Source organism: Aestuariivivens sp. NBU2969 (assembly GCF_019931125.1).
GTDB classification, from domain to species: domain Bacteria; phylum Bacteroidota; class Bacteroidia; order Flavobacteriales; family Flavobacteriaceae; genus Aestuariivivens; species Aestuariivivens marinum.
This window is the reverse complement of sequence record NZ_JAIOUU010000005.1, coordinates 46,752-65,830: the sequence shown is the minus strand read 5'-3', so window position 1 is coordinate 65,830 and position 19,079 is coordinate 46,752. Positions and strand designations below refer to the sequence as shown.

The window sequence follows — 19,079 nt, the reverse complement described above, 5'->3', positions numbered from 1 at the left end:
TTAATCGTCTAAAAAAAATGAGAAAGGATCAGTAAAATGGGGTATTTAGATGTAACAAAGCTTTCCAAAAAAAAGGATAGGGCAAATTATATTCATCATTTAATAAATGATATTAAAGCCCTTGATATGATGATTACTCAAGGTTTGATTGAGGAAGAACCTATTAGGGTTGGTGCAGAACAGGAGTTTTGTTTGGTAAACAATCAGTTTTCACCAAGCAATAATTCTTTAGACGTATTGGAAACTATAAATGATTCACACTTTACAACCGAGATAAATAATTATAACCTTGAAGTAAATCTAGATCCGGTTATACTTGAAGGAAAATGCTTTTCGTTGCTTCATAAGCAATTAAAGACATTGATGCAAAAAGCAAAATTATCTGCTAATAAACATAATACCAAAGTTGTATTGGCGGGTATTTTGCCATCCATAATTTTAGAAAACATTACATTAGATAAAATGACGCCCATGCAGCGTTATGAAGTGTTGAATGAAGCTATTAAAGATTCGAGGCGTGAAGATTTCAATATTCACATTAAAGGTGTGGACGAATTGAACTTACTACACGATTCTGTCATGCTTGAGGGTTGCAACACAAGTTTTCAAATGCATCTACAGGTTAACCCAAACAATTTTGTAGACACTTATAATTGGTCACAAGCCATAGCAGGTCCTATATTAAGTGTTTGCACCAATTCGCCATTATTGTTTGGTAAGGAACTTTGGAGCGAGACCAGAATTGCCTTGTTTACACAAAGCATTGATACTAGAGCCAATTCTTATGTGCTAGATGAAAACCTCTCTAGGGTTAGTTTTGGAAGTCAATGGGAAACAGGAAACATTTCTGATATTTTTAAGGATAATATATCCCGCTTTAGAAGCTTTTTAACTACAGCTTATATTAAGGACAGCGTGGATATGATAAATAACGGCGAAATCCCTAAACTAAAAGCCCTTAATCTTCATAACGGAACGGTTTATCCATGGAATAGGGTATGCTATGGGGTTTTTAACAATAAACCACATTTACGAATAGAGAATCGTTACATTCCTTCTGGGCCAACATTGATAGATGAAATAGCCAATATGGCATTTTGGGTTGGTGTAATGATGGGAAAACCTAAAGAATATAACAATATCCATGAGATATGGGACTTTAATGATGTAAAAAGTAATTTTTTCAATGCTGCCAGATATGGTATGGCATCACAATTTTACTGGGACGGTAAATACATTTCAAGCCATAATTTAATTTTAGATAAATTACTTCCCATGGCTTATAAAGGACTCTATAAGTTTGGTATTTCACCAGAAGATGCAAAATATTATTTAAAGGTTATAGAGAATAGGGCAACCTTCTATAATGGATCGGAATGGAATGTTAGAAGCTATAGAAATTTATTGAAGAACTACAAACGTTATGAGGCGCTGCAGATATTAACATCGCATATTTATAAAAAGCAGCAAAAAGGTTATCCGGTTTCAACATGGGAGGTACTCAATAAAAACACCTCACGGATACCTAAAATCAAAAAGACGGTAAAACACATTATGAATACCGATATTTTTACTGTAGATAAAAGCGATAGTATAGAACTGGTGTTAAACATTATGCAATGGAAAGGTATTCACCATTTGCCGGTTACAAACCACGCCAAGAAACTTGAGGGTGTTTTATCATGGAAAGACGTTGAGTTATATGCAGATAAAAAGGAAAAAGCAAACATTTCGGTTAATAGGCTTATGAAAAAAGATATAATAACAGTAAATGAACACAGCCTAATAGAAGATGCCGCAAAGCTTATGGCCAATAATAATATTAGTTTTTTACCTGTAATAAGAAAGAGCCGACTAATAGGATTGATAACAAAAAATGATTTTTAGTATATGGCTCATTTTAATAGGATTATTAAACAAATTAAGGGCTTAAAAAACAGCCCTACCTTGGTTTTTTTTGGTGGCATACATGGCAACGAAAAAGCGGGAATAAATGCTTTAAAAGAGGCGTTAAAGCCGTTTACACAAGATAATATATTGGGTAATATTTATGCCATAGCGGGTAATTTAAAAGCACTTGACGAAAACCAAAGATATCTTGATGAAGATTTAAACAGATTATGGACAAACAATAACATCACTGCTATTAAAAACAAAAAAAAGTTAAACTCAGAGGAGAGAGAGTTGTTAACTTTATTGCAAATTTTAACCCATATTTTAGAAACTAATACACCACCATTTTACTTTATTGATTTGCATACCACTTCAAGCAAGTCTCTACCTTTTATAACTATTAACGATGCATTGATAAACAGAAGGTTTTCCAAGCAATTTCCTGTACCCATAGTTTTGGGTATTGAGGAATATTTAGATGGAGCATTGTTAAGTTACATTAATCAGCTAGGGTATGTTTCTATTGGCTTTGAATCTGGTCAACATGACGACATTCAAGCATTTAGAAATCATGTCGCTTTTATTAACTTAGCGTTGGCCTATACTGGAATAATAAAAGAATTTCATACCGATAAGTTTAAAGCCTATTACCATCAGCTTAAAAACGCAGGCATATACAATACACACTTTTTTGAAATTATAGATTTATACCGTATTTCAAAAAACGATCAATTTAAAATGTGCAATGGATTTGATAGTTTTCAAACCATTCGAAAAGGAGAAAAACTAGCCATTCATGAACAAAGCATTATAACATCACAATACAATGCTAAAATTTTTATGCCTTTATATCAAAAAAAAGGATCAGAGGGTTTTTTTGTTATTAAAAGTATAAACACAATGTTTTTACAGCTATCAGTTTGGTTAAGGCTATTAAAAGCAGATAATTTATTGAGTATCTTACCAGGTATAATTTGGCACAATAAGGAGCAAGGAGTTTTAAAGGTCAATTTAAAAGTAGCCAAATTTTTTGCAAAGCCATTTTTTCATCTTTTAGGCTATCGGAGCAAACAAACAGATGCAACCCATTTATTGTTGTATAACCGTGAGCGGGTGGCTAAGACTGAAATGTATAAAGAAGAACATTGGTATAGATAATATTTACGTTCATTATAGTAAAAAACCACCTTCTAATAAGGTGGTTTTATCCTAATTTTTAAAAAAAATTACATTTTATTATTAACCAAATTTATATCTGCCATTAAACCACTTGGGTCTATTATAACAGATTGTACAGGCTTATTAGTCTTGAAAGAGTAAGTAGGGTAGGCCCATGCCCAATCTTTAATTATGTGAGCAGAGGTTGGTTTTTCGCCACGCATCATTTGCAATGGGATATAAAAGTCTTCGGTACTGCCGTCAGTATATTTAACGGTTACATCTATAGGCATGGGCATTAAACCGATACGTTCTAAAGTAACAGTACTGCCTTCAATTGCTTTCACACCATAATCGATAGTATTTGTGGTTTGAGCAAAATCCATCAAATACCAATCGAGCTCCAAACCAGACACTTTTTCAGCAGTGCGAATAATATCGTTAGGGACAGGGTGTGTAAAAGCAAAATCTTCAAAATATTTTTTTATGGTTTTTTCTTGGTTTTCCTTGCCAATAACATAAGCCAATTGGGCCAAAAACACATAACCTTTATAGTATGCCGAAATGGAATAGGCCTGCCTAAAATTAAACCTGTCGGCATGTGTGGTTTGAGGTTGTTCTTGTCCAGATTTCGCTAAATAGCGATATACATCATAAACACTTTTTGTTTTGTCCTTAAAGCTGTAATTAAGAATGTGGCTCCCTGCAAGTTCCCCAAAATACTCAGTAAAGCCTTCATCCATCCAATAGTGCTTAAGCTCATTTGTAGCCAATAAAAACTGAAACCAGGTATGAGCCATTTCATGAGCGGTAACTCCAAACAAACCATCAAACGTACCTTCACCTAGAATCAAAGTACACATGGCATATTCCATACCTCCATCGCCTCCTTGTATTACAGAATATTGATCGTAAGGATATTTACCAATATTATTGCTATAGAATTGCATAAGTTCAACTGCCTTGGGCTGCAAATTTTTCCAATTTTCTAAATTTTCTTTAGGCATGTTACTTTTATAAAAAAAGCGCAGTAATGGACCATTAGGAACCTTAATGGTATCATGAATATAATTTGGATCTGCAGCCCAAGTAAAATCATGTACATTGGGCGCAATGAAGTGCCATGTTAATTTATCACCTTCAGGACGATATACTGGTCCAGTTTCATAACCATGACCAATTTCGTTGGGGTTTTGTAGGTATCCAGTTGCACCAACAACAAAATCTTTGTCGATAGTTAGCTTAACATCAAAATTACCCCAAACACCATGAAATTCACGCTCAATGTATGGATCGGCATGCCAGCCTTCAAAATCGTATTCAGCTAATTTAGGATACCATTGTGCCATTGATAATGCAACACCTTCATTGTTGTTTCTTCCCGAACGACGAATTTGTACAGGAACTTGGGCATCGAAAAGCATATCAAAAGTTGCGCTTTCACCAGATTGAATTGGATTAGCCAATTCAACTTCCAAGACGGTGCCTACTGTCTCATATTTCAAATCTGCTCCATTTTGTTTTAAGGACTTTACTTTTATATAGCCTATTTCTTCGGGCTTTAAAAGATTAATTCTATCTCCAATTCTCGAATCTGGATCTGGAACGGTTCGTGAATGCACATCCATCTCACTGCCAGGTTGAAAAGCATTAAAATAAAGGTGATAATACACCTTATACAAGATATCGGGTGAATTATTTGTATAGACCAATTGTTGTTTCCCTTTGTATTGATAGTTTTTAACATCTATGTCGATTTCCATTTTATAATCAACATGCTGTTGCCAATACGCTGGTTTTATAGTCGATATTGTCTTTACGTTTGCAATTCCATTTTGGGATTTACAAGATATTCCAGATAAAACAAAACCTAAAAATAAGAACAGGCTATATTTCATGGACTATTGGTTATTTATCAAGTTTGGAGGCCATAATTAAAGCATTGTATGCGTTAACTATTCTACCAGATTTACACAATTCTGAAAATGGTCTTATATCGTTGGTGTCTCCACCTACAACTACTTTAGTCTTAAGGGCCAGACCAGAATCCATGATGATTTTCTTTACCTGAGCAGCACTTAATTTTGGGTAGTATGAACGAATTAATGCAGCTACACCAGCTACAGCAGGTGCCGCCATAGACGTACCACCTTTCGTGCCGTATTCGTTTTCTGGGGTAGTAGAATATACACTAGCTCCAGGAGCAAAAACATCTACGTTTTGTTTACCATAATTTGAAAAGCTAGCAACTAGGTTAGAACCATATTTTGGTGCTAATGCTCCAACCCTAATATAAGAATTTGATACTTCTGGACCGTTATTTAGGTTGTCATCCGGATAGTTTTTTTCAGTATCAACATCATTACTGTCGTTTCCGGCAGCATGTACAAATACCACATCATTTTTAGAGGCATAGGCAATAGCTTCACGTACCCAATCACTGTGAGGTGAAAAACTCTTACCAAAGCTACCGTTAATAATTTTTGCCCCGTTGTCTACAGCGTAACGAATAGCCAATGCCACATCTTTATCATATTCGTCACCATTGGGCACAGCTCTAATGCTCATAATCTCAACATTATTAGCAACGCCATTGGCCCCTAAACCATTATTACGCTCTGCAGCAATAATACCAGCAACGTGCGTACCATGACTTTCACTTTTCTTTACGTGTAAAACATTACCATTGCCGTAACCAACATCAGATAAATCATCTGGGTTATCACCAGTTTTGCGTCCATTAAAATCTTTGTTAAGGTTATAGCTTAGTCTATCATTTATACTTTCTAAATCACTTGCTATTTCTTCAAGAGCCTCTCCAAGAGAATCCAAACCATTGCTAAACATGTATGATGCTATTTGTGCAGCTCTCTTTAAGTCATCATCTTCGGTATTTATTGCATCAACTTCTTTTTTTGTGTAATCCTTTTTACCAAAATGCTTAACAAGAGTTTCGTCAGCTAATTTTATTTGTTGGGATATTTGGTCATACTGTGTTTTTCTGGATGACCATTTTTCAAATTCTTTTTCATATTCGGCAACAGCACCAGCATATTCAGGATTACTTGTGTCTCCACTTGCAATTATACGAACCATTTCCAATTGTTCATCATAGCCGTCTCCTAAAAAGTTCCAGCCATGGATATCATCAATATAACCATTGTTATCATCATCTTTACCATTGTTTGGAATTTCATCTTCATTGGTCCATAACACATCGTTTAAATCTTCGTGATTGATATCGATACCCGAATCAATAACTGCAACAATAACCGATTTTCCCTTTTTGTTTTTAATAATTTCTGAATAAGCTTTATCGACACTCATTCCGGGGATAGTATCTTTTACCAAATCCAAGTGGCCCCAGTTATGTTTTTCAGCTTCTGTTAATTCTGAAACTTTTAATGGCGAAGAGTCAATATTTTCAATTGGAGTTGATACCACTAGTGGCGTGCTTCCGCAGCCGGAAAGTAAAAGGGATATTCCTGCAACGGTTAATAAGGATTGTATTGTTTTCATTATGTGTAATTATTTAATTAAATATTTCTGTTGTTTTAAAAGTATTTTTTAAGCGTACACCCTTATCTGTATGTTGTACGGTAATAATTTCGTTATGGGCATCATGTTCCATAAACAAATAATAGTTTTTGTTAGCTGCAAGATTAAGAAATTTTTCTTTTTCGTTTAACGTTAACAAAGGCCTAGTGTCGTAACCCATAACGTATGGTACAGGTAAATGCCCGGCAGTTGGTAATAGGTCGGCCACAAAAGCAATGGTCTTGTCTTTGTAATGTATTAATGGAATCATTTGCTTTTCGGTATGGCCATCAGCTAAAAAAATATCAAAACCTAATTCTGAGCTTTTAATAAAATCAGTATTGTTTAACCTTACAAAATCAAGCTGGCCACTATCTTCCATAGGTAATAAATTTTCCTTCAAGAAAGATGCTTTTTCCCTTCTATTGGGTTGTGTTGCCCATTGCCAATGGTTTTTATTAGTCCAGAACGTAGCATTTTTAAAGGCGGGTTCGTAACCCGTTTTGTCTTTGTTCCATTGAATACTTCCTCCACAGTGGTCGAAATGTAGATGGGTCATAAAAACGTCGGTCACATCATTTTTATGAAACCCGTATGATGCCAGGGATTTTTCTATGGAATGATTGCCCCATAAATGGTAATAGCCGAAGAATTTATAGGATTGTTTATTGCCCATACCGTTATCGATTAAAATAAGACGTTTGCCATCTTCAATCAAGAGACAGCGTGCCGCAAGATCGATCATATTATTGGCATCGGCTGGATTGGTTTTTTCCCATAAGACTTTAGGTACAACACCAAACATGGCACCTCCATCCAATTTAAAATTGCCCGACTCTATAGGGTAAAAGTTCATAAGGAGCGCAAATTAACAAATATCTATTAAAGGACTAAAAACGTTAAGAATATATTAAGAAAAGATTTTGAAATTAGGTCTTTATCAATAATATCACATCTTTTAAGCGTTTACCAAAATCTAATAAAGCTTTTATTTCCTTAATGCTTGCCAAACGTTCCTTAGCAAATATTAATATAGCCTTTCCGTTAGACTCTACATGGTAATATGGATTGCTTTCAAAGAAATGAATAAGGTCATTACTAAAAAAATCACGAATAGCTTCTTCGTTGTCACCTAAAAGATAAAAACGTTTTGAGAAGTCGGCATGGTCTTCAAATGGAATATCCTTAAACCCAGCAAAAGCATACATTTTTTCTAAAAAGCCTTCTCTGTCCAGAGTAAATTCAGGAATATTGTTTTTTAAGTTGATATGTAGCATGGTGGCATGTATAACTTCTTTTGCTATAAATTCACCTTCTGAAAATTCAATGTCGAACAAGCATATGGTTTTATCTCGATAGGATATTTCGTTATAAATATGGCTAATGTTTTTAGTGTTAAAAAATAAAAAATCGTTTAAAAAATTGACCTTTTTTTGCTTTTTCACATTGTAGACTAGGTCATAATCTTTAGAAAGCGTTTCCATAATGGTTTGCCTACGCGTTAAACTATTTTTAATAAGGTTGGGCACAGGTAATAAACGTCTTAAGGCAAAAGGGTGTTTAGATTTGGTATCATGCATGTCCAAACCAATTACATCAAAATGCCCACCTCTTTTGTTAAATAGTTCCTGATAGCTATACATGTTTTCCATTACGGTATGGTCTACAAATTCACAAAGCGAAAAATCGACAATAATATCTTGATTTTCTGGTATTACATCAAGGCGTTGTTTAAGTCGAAAGTAATTTAAAAAACTACAAAAGTGTTTTACACTAACATAATAGTTATTGGTGTTTTCTTCTTTGTACATAAGAACATTAGGCTTCAACACGTTTCTTATGAACAAACCAAAACTTTTACTAATAATAATATGAATAATAAATGTTGCTATAACTCCGGCGACAATACCCGTAATAAGGCCTACTTTTAAGGTAACGATAAGAGTTATAAAGAAAATTACAAGTTGTTCCTTGCCAATTGAGAAAATTTTCGTGATAACATTAGGCGATGCCAATTTATACCCTGTATAAACCAGGATAGCCATCAAAGCGGGCAATGGTATTCTAGTTAGTTGAGTGCTAAATAACACAATAAAAAGAACAAGAAACAGCGCATGGAAAAAATTGGCCGATCTATTAGTGGCGCCGTTATTAACGTTTACCGAACTTCTTGCAATAACCGTCACTACGTTAAGGCCGCCTAAAAAACCACTGCCCACAGTTGCCAACCCTAAAGCTTTTAAATCCTTGTTTACATTAGACCTCCTTTTTTCTGGATCCAATTTATCTACTGCTTTTATACTTAATAACGATTCTATACTGGCAATAAGTGTTAGTGCCAGTACACTTCCCCAAAACGATAACGTAGATACTTTACTAAAATTTGGAACGGGTATGTCTGAAATAATATGTTGAATAGTAGGTATGCCAGTTATCATATATTCTTTTGAAATGGGGTTTTGTTCATGTAACACCAATTCGAAATAGTAACTAAATCCAATAGACAAAATAACAATCCACATAGGAGCAGGAATAAGTTGTAAATACTTATTTCGAAGTTTAGAATAAAACAACATGATGGATAAACTAATAACACCTGCTAATGCTGCAAAAATGAGACCTTTATTTTCATAGTGCAAAGCATCATTAACACTAAATGGTATTTCTATGAGATAGTCTAGAGTGTCATCACGCTTAATTCTATGGGCTAGCATGATGTGAAACTGTTTTCCCAATATAATAAGCCCTATTGCAGCCAACATACCTTGAATAGCTGAAGAAGGAAAAAAATCAGCCAATGTACCCATTCTAAAAAAGCCCAATAGGATTAAAAAAACTCCAGAAAAAACAATAGCAATATAAGCTGATTCCAAACCTAGAGCAGTAATAGCTATTAAGATAACACCAACCAAACCATTTCCAGGTCCGGCAATGGTAACATGACTTCCACCTAAAATAGAAACAATAATACCACCTATAACTGCCGAAATTATTCCTGCTATTGGCGGTGCATCACTTGCCATGGCAAGTCCGAGCCCTAAGGGTAAGGCTATGAGGCTTACTACAAAACCAGAGAATATATTTTTTGGAATTGCCTTAAAAAAAGCTTTGATGTTATTTTTTTTCGGACTCATTGAAGAATTAATACATCGGTTGGCAACTCGGTTAAAATATGTTCTATATCATGAGGAAATAAGCGATCCCAAAAGGTCATTCTACTTGGAGCGTTCATTACTAATAAATCGGCTCGGGACACTTGTGCATAATGACCAATGGAGTATCCTTGTTTTCCAAAAATAGGTTGGGATTTTATGAGCATGTTTTCAGTATATTGCTTCGGGATACTCTCAACAATTTCCTTTATCCTCGAGTTTTCCCTAAGCTTAATACGCTCTTTTATGATATTGGCTCGCCGCAATGATTTGTCATCATCAACCTTAACAGCTATGGCATCTTGTTTAATTTCTTCTACGATGGTAACTCTTTCAGCATCAAGCATTTTTGCCACATAAAATGCACAGGTAATGGTGTTTTTAGTCTTTGGGTCTTTTAAACCGTTTACAACAATATGCTTGCAAGGCACCCTTTTAACAGAAGGCTTTATTAACAGTAGCACAGAGCAATTAGCTTGTCTGGTAATTTTTCGCGCAATGGAACCTACATAATATTTTAAAAATCGTTCTCGTTGCACTGCTCCAAGAATGAGCAGGTCTATTTCTTTTTCTTCACATGTAGATAAAATAACCTCAACGGGATTACCAGGTTTGAAAACGACCTCATAATCTAAAAGGTCTTTCTTAAAAGCGCTAAGAATGACTTTAAAGGCTTTTATTTTATCATCGGAAGCCTCTCCAACGTGGACTAAGAATAACTTAGACTTAAAGAAAACGGACAGTCTAGCTGCCTCAAATAGGTTTGCCTTTAAATTGGGCGAAAATGCCACCCCAATACCAATACTTTTAAAAGGTTTTAAAACCAAAATGCTAAATACTTTTTATTCTGAAATCTGAAAGATACTATTTTTTAAAAAAACTAAATCAACCGTTTTGTTTAAATTAGTGCTTTTAATAAAACAGAAAACAATATGATAGAGCTAGCAGGAATTATAATTTTAGGCATATTAGCACAATGGGTTGCATGGAAATTTAAGATTCCTGCAATTCTTCCGTTAATTATAATTGGGTTGTTGGTTGGACCTATTGCAGCTGAATACATTTCGGATGATGGAAGCAAATGGATTGAACCTATTTGGAATGGAAGTAAAGGGCTTTTCCCCGGCGATGGTCTGTACTATTTTGTCTCACTAGCCATTAGTATTATCCTTTTTGAAGGAGGCCTGACTTTAAAACGGTCTGAAATAAAAACGCTTGGGCCAGTCATTACTAAACTAATAACTCTGGGCTCTGCCGTTACGTTTTTTGGAGCTGGAATCTTGGCTTACTTTATTTTTGATTTAAGTTGGGAAATATCTTTTTTATTTTCAGGACTTATAATTGTTACTGGCCCTACTGTTATTACACCTATTCTTCGAAATATTCCATTAAAAAAGGATGTGTCTGCCGTTTTGAAATGGGAAGGGATATTAATTGATCCTATTGGAGCGTTAGTTGCGGTATTGGTATTTGAGTTTATTAGTGTTGAAGGGGATAGCGGTTTTACAAAAACGGCATTGGTGGAGTTTGGTAAAATCATTCTTTTTGGGACCACTTTTGGATTTACATTTGCCCATGCCCTGGCATTTGTTATCAATAAAAAACTTATTCCACATTATTTATTGAATGTCGTTTCACTTTCCACGGTGTTATTAGTGTTTGTTGAGTCTGAAATTTTTGCCCACGAATCTGGATTACTGGCTGTTGTGGTTATGGGAATGGTTTTGGGCAATAGTAAACTTAACAATATTAAAGAGCTTTTATATTTTAAGGAGTCCTTAAGTGTTTTGCTTATCTCTATTCTATTTATTCTTTTGGCAGCTAATATCAATATAGAAGATTTAATGCTGTTATACACTTGGAAAACAGGAGCTATTTTCTTAGCGGTAATACTTTTAGTAAGGCCACTTGCTGTCTTTTTAAGTACAGCAGGTTCAAAACTTAAATTTAATGAAAAGCTTTTTATAAGTTGGGTAGGGCCAAGAGGAATTGTTGCTGCTGGAATCGCGTCGCTTTTTGGAAGTAAATTGATCAAGCAAGGTGTTTCAGGTGCAGAATACATTACCCCATTGGTATTTATGATTGTACTTGGGACCGTTTTATTGAATGCAACTACGGCAAGGTTATTTGCTAAATTAATAGGTGTGTTTTTAAAAAAATCGGAAGGAATATTAATAATTGGAGCTTCAAAAACTTCAAGATTGATAGGTCATTACCTTGTATCTAATGGCAGACATGTGGTATTAATAGATAGCAACGAGCGTAATGTTGAAAAAGCTAAGGAAATGGATCTTGAGGCTATAACCACGAATATTTTTTCAGACACAATATTTGATAATATCGAATTAAATGATATGGGCTATTTAATGGCCTTAACAGGTAATTCTGACATTAATAAATATGCTATTAACAAATTTGGAAAGCAATTTGGAGAAAATGGATCTTTTAGACTGGTAACCATCCAAGAGATGCTAGACGATAGCAACAATCCAAGAGAAGGTTTGTTTTCGCATACTGATGATTACAATGCTTTAATGGAACTAACAGGTAAATATCCTTCCATACAGGAAATTGAATTACAAGACAAAGAGCATTATATTAAGCTTATTGAAATTACCAACAAGGATAAAGACATGATTCCTTTATTTATTAAAGATTTAGAAGGAGAATTACACATTATATCTTCATACAACTTAGAAATAGAGACTATTAAAAAAGGATTTCAACTAGTTTATTTGGGAAAGCCTTTTGATATGGAACAGGTACAAAAATTAACTTAATGATACCTCAAAAAATATATCATATTGATGCGTTTGCCAATAAGGTTTTTTCTGGAAATCCAGCAGCCGTTTGTCCGTTAGACCAATGGCTTGATGATGCTATTTTACAAAGCATAGCTATGGAAAATAACCTACCAGAAACCGCCTTTTATGTTAAGCAAGACAATCGTTTTGAAATAAGATGGTTTACACCAAAAGTTGAAGTCGACCTATGTGGACACGCTACATTGGCCGCCGCATTTGTATTGTTCAATTATGAAAACCACGAGACTGATACCATTCAATTTTATTCACCGCGGAGTGGAACATTAATAGTAACTAAACAAGAAAGATTATTGACCCTCAACTTTCCTGCAGATACAATTGAAGACACTACTTTAACCAATGAGATTAATAATTGTTTTAATATTAAACCCAAAAAGATTTTTAAGGGAAAAACGGATTACCTATTGGTATTTGAGAATGAGGAACAAATAAAAATGCTAAAACCTCTATTCGGTGAGATTTCAAAATTAAAAGTTCGTGGCGTCATAGTAACCGCAAAAGGCAATCAAACCGATTTTGTTTCACGTTTTTTTGCACCTCAATCAGGCATTGATGAAGATCCTGTAACGGGATCGGCACATACTACACTAACACCTTATTGGTCTAAACAGTTGGGTAAAACGGAATTAACAGCAATACAATTATCGAATAGAAAAGGACGTTTAGAATGCCGTTATTTAGGTAATAGGGTAGAGATTAGTGGGCAATGTAGGCCATATTTAATTGGTGAGATTTATTTTGGTTAGTCTGTGAAACAAAAGGCTCAATTTTTAAATTGAGCCTTTATAGGTTTTAGGTCTAAGCCATAATATGCAATTCAGTAAACTCTTTGGTAAGTATTAAGGTATTATCACCGTTAAGTTTTATATCCTTAAAGGCAATTTCTTCATTATCTACCTGTACCTTTGAAATTTTAAAAGGCAATCCATGAAGACTTATTTTAAAAGTTTTATAAGAGGTGATATATTTACCAGACTTATGTTGTTGGATAATCAATTCGTTCTTCTTTCCAGATAATTTAAAAGTTCTTAAACTATATCTCCCTTTTATATAATCGTAACCATCGGTAGCATCTTCATAAACCTCTGAAGTTTCTTTGCCTAGTTTGTAATACACATCCAATAACAATTCATCAATCACTTTTTCGCCAACATATTGTTGAATAGGATACTTAGGGACAATAGCACCTTCCTTAACAAAAATAGGCATGCTATCTAAATCTGCATCAACCCATACCTCCTGGCCGCCAATCACAACATCATCAGTCCAGAAATTGTACCACAATCCATTGGGAACATACATGCGACGTCCTTTTTGATTTGGTGCATTAACGGGACAAACCAGAATTTTTTCGCCAAAAATAAACTCATCATTTCTATAATGCGTTTGAGGGTCTTCTTGATCGTATAATACCAATGATTTTAAAATAGGAATACCTTCTTCGGCATAACGCCAAAAGGCGGTATACAAATAGGGTAATAATTGATACCTTAATTCAATAAATTTCTTAACCACCTTGGTAATGTTATCACCAAAAGCCCAAGGCTCTTGATCACCATGGTCGCCAGAAGAGTGTGTTCTACAGAACGGATGGAAAATACCCAACTGGATCCAGCGAGCGTAGAGTTCGCCATTAGGTTGTTCGGCAAAACCACCTATATCTGATCCCACAAAGGAAAATCCAGACATAGCCATACGTTGCGCTTGCAGGTTGGCTATATTAAGATGATCCCAAGAAGCTACATTGTCTCCTGTCCAGCTGGAGGTGTACCGTTGTGTGCCTGAATAAGCAGCTCTAGTAATGACAAACGGACGCTTTGGGTAGGAAAACTTTTTTAAACCTTGATAAGTTGCCCTGGCCATTTGCATACCATAAACGTTGTGTGCCTTTCTATGGCTACAAGGGTTACCATCATAATCATGACGTACATCGTTAGGAAATGTTTTTCCGGGGACGTCCATTACAGCGGGTTCATTCATATCGTTCCAAACACCTTTAACCCCTATATCTTCAATAAGTTCCTTGAATAATCCAGACCACCATTCTCTTACCTCTGCTCGTGTAAAATCTGGGAAGTAACATTCTCCAGGCCATACTTTTCCTTTCATATAAGGGCCATCGGCACGTTTACAAAAATAATCTTTTTCCAGACCTTCTTTAAACACACTGTAATCCATGTCTATTTTAATACCCGGATCTATTATAACAATGGTCTTAAAACCGTCGTCAGCTAATTCTTTAACCATACGCTTAGGGTCTGGAAAGTATTCATCACTCCAAGTAAAACATCGAAACCCTTGCATGTAGTCAATATCTAAGTATATAGCATCGCAAGGAATTTGTAGTTCCCTAAACTTAGCCGCAATATCTTTTACATTAGATTCTGGATAATAGCTCCACTTGCATTGGTGATAACCCAAAGCCCAAAGTGGAGGAAGAGCATGAGGCTTGCCAGTTAGATCAGTGTAATTGGCTACTACTTCACTCATTTCCGGACCATAAATAAAGTAGTAGTTCATTTCACCACCATGTGCCCAAAAGCTAGTAACATTCCTGCGTTCCTGACAAAAATCGAAAAAGGTTTTAAAGGTATTGTCAAAAAAGATACCATAGGCTTTTTTGTTGTGCAATCCCGTGTAAAACGGAATGGCTTTGTAAATAGGGTCGGTGTCCCTGCCATAAGCATACGAATCGGTCACCCAATTTTCAAAACGCTTGCCTTTTAGGTTATTATCTACGGGTTTATCCCCTAAACCGTAATAACTTTCCCCTGGTTGTGCCGTTTTGGACATTTTAACAACATCGCCACCCAGTTCATAACTTTCTTCCCAATGGAAACCCAGCTCATCTTCACAAATGAGTGCATTGTCTTTTCTATCAAAAATAGAGATTCTTACATCTGGTTTTGAAATATGGCAAATAAGTTTTGAAGTCGTAATCCTATAATAGTCTTCATCTTCAGAGACTTCAAGGTGATTATAGCCTCTACTGGCATATTTGGTGATGGCATAAGAGAAATCATTATCAAAACTACCCGAAGTTGTATATCTAAAGCGCAAAATACTATCCCGACGTACGGTTACCTGCAAAATAACACCATTTATGGTTTCAAATGATAATACATTAAGGTTCTTTTTGTATGAAATTATTTTGGAAGGAAATAGGTTCCCTTTATGTTCAAGTTCTGTATTTAATATCATAATTAACGAGTTAATTAATCCACGAAAGTAACAAATATATTAGGTTTTAGGCCTTTATATTTGGTAAAAATATCGCTAATTATTTGCGTTAAGACCAAACAATTAGAGATATAATTATAAAAGTATCAATTGATTAAGTTTTAAATTGAAAAATAGCAACTGCAAGTGGGGGCAGTTTTATTTTTGCAGAAAACGGTTTTCCGTTCCACGATTCTTTTTTAATGGTTAAAACACGCTTGTTGGATATACCGCTGCCGCCAAATTCAGAATTATCGCTATTAAAAACCTCTTTTAGTTTGCTGCCAACAGGAAGACCTATCTTATAATTTTCCCTTACAGTTGGGGTTAGGTTGCACACTACTATAATATCTTGTTTAGGGTCTTTACCCTTCCGTATATAGGACATGACACAGTTTTGGTGGTCATCATAACTAATCCATTCAAAACCATCATGGCTAAATTGTTTTTCAAACAAGGCTGGAGTTTCTCGGTAAAATGTATTAAGCGCCTTAAAAAAGCTTTGAAATTTTTGATGAGGTTCAAAGTCCAATAAATTCCAATCCAAACTACTTTGAAAATCCCATTCCTTGTATTGACCAAACTCACCCCCCATAAAGAGTAGGTTTGTCCCTGGGTGGGTAAACATATAGCTATATAATAAGCGAAGGTTGGCAAATCGTTGCCATTGGTCGCCTGGCATTCTACCTAAAATTGAGTTTTTACCATACACCACTTCATCATGTGATAGCGGTAACATGAAATTTTCGGTAAAGGCATATGCCAAACTAAAAGTGATATCGTTTTGATGATACTGCCTATAAATAGGGTCTTTTTTAAAGTATTCTAAAGTATCATGCATCCAACCCATCATCCATTTCATGCCAAACCCTAATCCGCCTAAAAACACAGGCTTGGAAACGCCTGGAAATGCGGTCGATTCTTCAGCAATGGTTTGAACATCAGGAAAAGATTTATATACCTCTTCATTCAATTCTTTTAAAAAAGCTATAGCTTCTAGGTTTTCCCTGCCACCATACATATTTGGTTCCCATTGTCCGTCTTCTCTAGAGTAATCTAAAAACAACATAGAGGCCACGGCATCAACCCGTAAACCATCGGCATGGTATTGATCCAACCAAAATATAGCATTACTTATTAAAAAAGATTTAACTTCGTTACGGCCATAATTAAAAATTAAACTTTTCCAATCTTGATGATACCCCTTTCTTGGGTCTGGGTGTTCGTATAAATGAGATCCATCAAAGAACCCTAATCCATGAGCATCTTCAGGGAAATGTGAAGGTACCCAGTCTAAGATTATACCTATATTGTTTTGGTGTAGCTTATCGACTAGATATTTGAATTCTTCGGGATATCCAAAGCGTGATGAGGGAGCAAAATAACCTGTTATTTGGTAGCCCCAAGAAGGATCGTATGGAAATTCCATAATGGGCATGAATTCCACATGGGTAAAATTCATGTCCTTCACATAGTTTACAAGATCATCGGCCAACTCGAAGTATGATAAATACCGATCTTCTTCCACCTGTTTTTTCCATGATCCCAAATGCACTTCGTAAACTGAATATGGCGCATCCAAAGCATTATGGTTTTTACGCTTTTTCATCCATTGCACGTCTTTCCACTTATAGTCGTCGTCCCAAATAATTGAAGCTGTTTTTGGTGGATGTTCGGAACGCCTGGCATAAGGGTCCGCCTTTTCGGTAACAACACCATTGTGGTGGGAATGAATCTTGTATTTGTATAAATTACCTTTGCCCACATGAGGGATAAAACCTTCCCAAATGCCCGAGGCATCCCATCGCACATTAAGCTGATGTTCATCGCCTTTCCAATAATTGAAGTCTCCTACAACTGTCACTAGTTTGGCGCTTGGTGCCCATACGGCAAAATAAGTTCCTTGAATACCGTCAACAGCAAGTGGATGCGATCCAAACTTTTCAAATAAGCGGTAATGCTTGCCTGCTTTAAAAAGGGTTATATCAAAATCACTAAAAAGGCTATGTGTTATTACGTTTGTCATAAATTAAATTACCGTTCCGTTAGGGATAACGGCACCTTTTTTAATAACGATAATGCCATCTCTTACTGCATAGGTGTCAGTTTCGGTATCCTCTAAATGTTTTCCCCCATTAATACGTACATCATCACCAATACGACAGTTTTTGTCAATAATAGCATTTTTAATGAAACAGCGCTTGCCTATTCCTGTAAGGATTTCAACTTCATTTCTATCAATGGTCAGAATGTTTTCATAGTAATCGCATCCCATCATATAAGTATTTATTATCGTTGATTCCTCACCAATCCTAGAACGAATACCTATAACAGATTGCTCTATTTTTGCTGCATTAATGATACAACCTTCAGCAATAACAGCTTTTTCCAGCATGGTTCCCGACACCTTAGAAGTTGGTAGCATACGCGCTCTTGTATAAATGCGCTTATTTTTATCGTATAAATCGAATTTAGGGAGGTCTTCTGTAAGCCCGATATTGGCTTCAAAAAACGATTCAATAGTACCTATATCAGTCCAATAGCCTTCATATTGATAACTAAGGGTTTTGTGTTTTTCAATATTTTGAGGAATAATTTCCTTACCGAAATCAATGGTGGAATCGTCCTTCATTAATTCTATCAATAAATCCCTGTTAAAGATATAAATACCCATTGACGCCAAATAATTTCGACCTTGGTCTTTCATCTCATCACTAACGTCTGATGTCCAATCGGGCAGCAAGCTGGCATCTGGTTTTTCAATGAAAGAGGTAATGATATTGTTTTCATCCGATTTTAATATACCAAACCCTGTAGCATCTTTAGCATTTACTGGAATAGTAGCGATAGATATTTCAGCACCACTTTCTTCGTGGGCCTGTATCATTTTATCATAATCCATTTGGTACAATTGATCACCCGAAAGGATTAGGGCATATTCAAAATCATGTCTTGTAATGTGTTGCATACTTTGTCTAACAGCATCAGCAGTACCCTGAAACCATCCCTTGTTTTGAGGAGTTTGTTCGGCTGCTAATACATCGACAAATGCAGAACTAAAAAAGCTAAAATGGTAGGTGTTTTTTATATGACGGTTCAATGAAGCAGAATTAAACTGTGTTAGAACATAAATGCGTTTAATATCTGCATTAATACAGTTAGAAATAGGAATGTCAACCAATCTATATTTTCCAGCTATGGGAACAGCTGGTTTAGATCTTTGCTCGGTTAATGGGTGCAATCTGCTACCTTGGCCACCCCCTAAAATTATGGATAATACTTTATCATTTATCAT

The 19,079-nt window shown here is 35.4% G+C and carries 12 protein-coding genes; 4 read left to right on the top strand and 8 right to left on the bottom strand.

Annotation, left to right across the window (positions count from 1 at the left end):
- Nucleotides 1-36 precede the first annotated feature (36 nt).
- Both K7G79_RS05650 and K7G79_RS05645 read left to right on the top strand, forming a co-directional pair.
- Nucleotides 37-1,887: a CBS domain-containing protein gene (locus K7G79_RS05650; protein ID WP_223550000.1), complete on the top strand. Its 1,851-nt coding sequence runs from the start codon at nt 37-39 to the stop codon at nt 1,885-1,887.
- A gap of 3 nt (nt 1,888-1,890) precedes the next feature.
- Nucleotides 1,891-3,051: a succinylglutamate desuccinylase/aspartoacylase family protein gene (locus K7G79_RS05645; RefSeq protein ID WP_223549998.1), complete on the top strand. Its 1,161-nt coding sequence runs from the start codon at nt 1,891-1,893 to the stop codon at nt 3,049-3,051.
- Between the two features lie 68 nt (nt 3,052-3,119).
- On the opposite strand, the gene K7G79_RS05640 is transcribed toward K7G79_RS05645, so the two are convergent.
- The 5 genes from K7G79_RS05640 to K7G79_RS05620 all read right to left on the bottom strand — a co-directional run bounded on the left by K7G79_RS05640 (nt 3,120) and on the right by K7G79_RS05620 (nt 10,567).
- Nucleotides 3,120-4,949, bottom strand: coding sequence for a M1 family metallopeptidase (locus K7G79_RS05640; RefSeq protein WP_370634193.1), 1,830 nt, complete (start codon nt 4,947-4,949; stop codon nt 3,120-3,122).
- A 10-nt stretch (nt 4,950-4,959) separates the two neighbouring features.
- Nucleotides 4,960-6,570, bottom strand: a complete 1,611-nt coding sequence (locus K7G79_RS05635; RefSeq protein ID WP_223549996.1) for a S8 family peptidase — start codon at nt 6,568-6,570, stop codon at nt 4,960-4,962.
- Nucleotides 6,571-6,583: 13 nt separating this feature from the next.
- Nucleotides 6,584-7,444, bottom strand: coding sequence for an MBL fold metallo-hydrolase (locus tag K7G79_RS05630; RefSeq protein WP_223549994.1), 861 nt, complete (start codon nt 7,442-7,444; stop codon nt 6,584-6,586).
- 73 nt (nt 7,445-7,517) lie between these two features.
- Nucleotides 7,518-9,722, bottom strand: a complete 2,205-nt coding sequence (locus K7G79_RS05625; protein WP_223549992.1) for a SulP family inorganic anion transporter — start codon at nt 9,720-9,722, stop codon at nt 7,518-7,520.
- On the bottom strand, nt 9,719-10,567 hold the full coding sequence (locus K7G79_RS05620; RefSeq protein WP_223549990.1) for a universal stress protein: 849 nt from the start codon (nt 10,565-10,567) through the stop codon (nt 9,719-9,721). Before K7G79_RS05620 ends, K7G79_RS05625 begins: the two co-directional genes overlap by 4 nt.
- 105 nt (nt 10,568-10,672) lie before the next feature.
- Here K7G79_RS05620 and K7G79_RS05615 point away from each other — a divergent pair, with 105 nt between their 5' ends.
- Together K7G79_RS05615 and K7G79_RS05610 are read left to right on the top strand one after the other, a co-directional pair.
- On the top strand, nt 10,673-12,520 hold the full coding sequence (locus tag K7G79_RS05615; protein ID WP_223549988.1) for a sodium:proton antiporter: 1,848 nt from the start codon (nt 10,673-10,675) through the stop codon (nt 12,518-12,520).
- Nucleotides 12,520-13,311 carry a PhzF family phenazine biosynthesis protein gene (locus K7G79_RS05610; RefSeq protein ID WP_255575944.1) on the top strand — a complete coding sequence of 264 codons (792 nt, stop codon included), beginning with the start codon at nt 12,520-12,522 and terminating at the stop codon, nt 13,309-13,311. Before K7G79_RS05615 ends, K7G79_RS05610 begins: the two co-directional genes overlap by 1 nt.
- 52 nt (nt 13,312-13,363) lie before the next feature.
- Here the strand turns inward: K7G79_RS05610 and K7G79_RS05605 are convergent, their stop codons facing one another.
- The 3 genes from K7G79_RS05605 to K7G79_RS05595 all read right to left on the bottom strand — a co-directional run bounded on the left by K7G79_RS05605 (nt 13,364) and on the right by K7G79_RS05595 (nt 19,079).
- The gene (locus K7G79_RS05605; protein ID WP_223549986.1) at nt 13,364-15,766 is read right to left on the bottom strand and encodes a glycoside hydrolase family 31 protein; all 2,403 of its coding nucleotides are present in this window, start codon (nt 15,764-15,766) and stop codon (nt 13,364-13,366) included.
- A gap of 133 nt (nt 15,767-15,899) precedes the next feature.
- The gene (gene glgB, locus K7G79_RS05600; RefSeq protein WP_223549985.1) at nt 15,900-17,810 is read right to left on the bottom strand and encodes a 1,4-alpha-glucan branching protein GlgB; all 1,911 of its coding nucleotides are present in this window, start codon (nt 17,808-17,810) and stop codon (nt 15,900-15,902) included.
- Nucleotides 17,811-17,813: 3 nt separating this feature from the next.
- Nucleotides 17,814-19,079 carry a glucose-1-phosphate adenylyltransferase gene (locus K7G79_RS05595; RefSeq protein WP_223549983.1) on the bottom strand — a complete coding sequence of 422 codons (1,266 nt, stop codon included), beginning with the start codon at nt 19,077-19,079 and terminating at the stop codon, nt 17,814-17,816.

Excerpts from the sequence above, each read along its gene's own strand:
- K7G79_RS05650 (WP_223550000.1), top strand. The coding sequence starts at position 37 with ATGGGGTATTTAGATGTAACAAAGCTTTCCAAAAAAAAGGATAGGGCA.
- K7G79_RS05645 (WP_223549998.1), top strand. The coding sequence starts at position 1,891 with ATGGCTCATTTTAATAGGATTATTAAACAAATTAAGGGCTTAAAAAAC.
- K7G79_RS05640 (WP_370634193.1), bottom strand. The coding sequence starts at position 4,949 with ATGAAATATAGCCTGTTCTTATTTTTAGGTTTTGTTTTATCTGGAATA.
- K7G79_RS05635 (WP_223549996.1), bottom strand. The coding sequence starts at position 6,570 with ATGAAAACAATACAATCCTTATTAACCGTTGCAGGAATATCCCTTTTA.
- K7G79_RS05630 (WP_223549994.1), bottom strand. The coding sequence starts at position 7,444 with ATGAACTTTTACCCTATAGAGTCGGGCAATTTTAAATTGGATGGAGGT.
- K7G79_RS05625 (WP_223549992.1), bottom strand. The coding sequence starts at position 9,722 with ATGAGTCCGAAAAAAAATAACATCAAAGCTTTTTTTAAGGCAATTCCA.
- K7G79_RS05615 (WP_223549988.1), top strand. The coding sequence starts at position 10,673 with ATGATAGAGCTAGCAGGAATTATAATTTTAGGCATATTAGCACAATGG.
- K7G79_RS05610 (WP_255575944.1), top strand. The coding sequence starts at position 12,520 with ATGATACCTCAAAAAATATATCATATTGATGCGTTTGCCAATAAGGTT.
- K7G79_RS05605 (WP_223549986.1), bottom strand. The coding sequence starts at position 15,766 with ATGATATTAAATACAGAACTTGAACATAAAGGGAACCTATTTCCTTCC.
- glgB (WP_223549985.1), bottom strand. The coding sequence starts at position 17,810 with ATGACAAACGTAATAACACATAGCCTTTTTAGTGATTTTGATATAACC.
- K7G79_RS05595 (WP_223549983.1), bottom strand. The coding sequence starts at position 19,079 with ATGATAAATGATAAAGTATTATCCATAATTTTAGGGGGTGGCCAAGGT.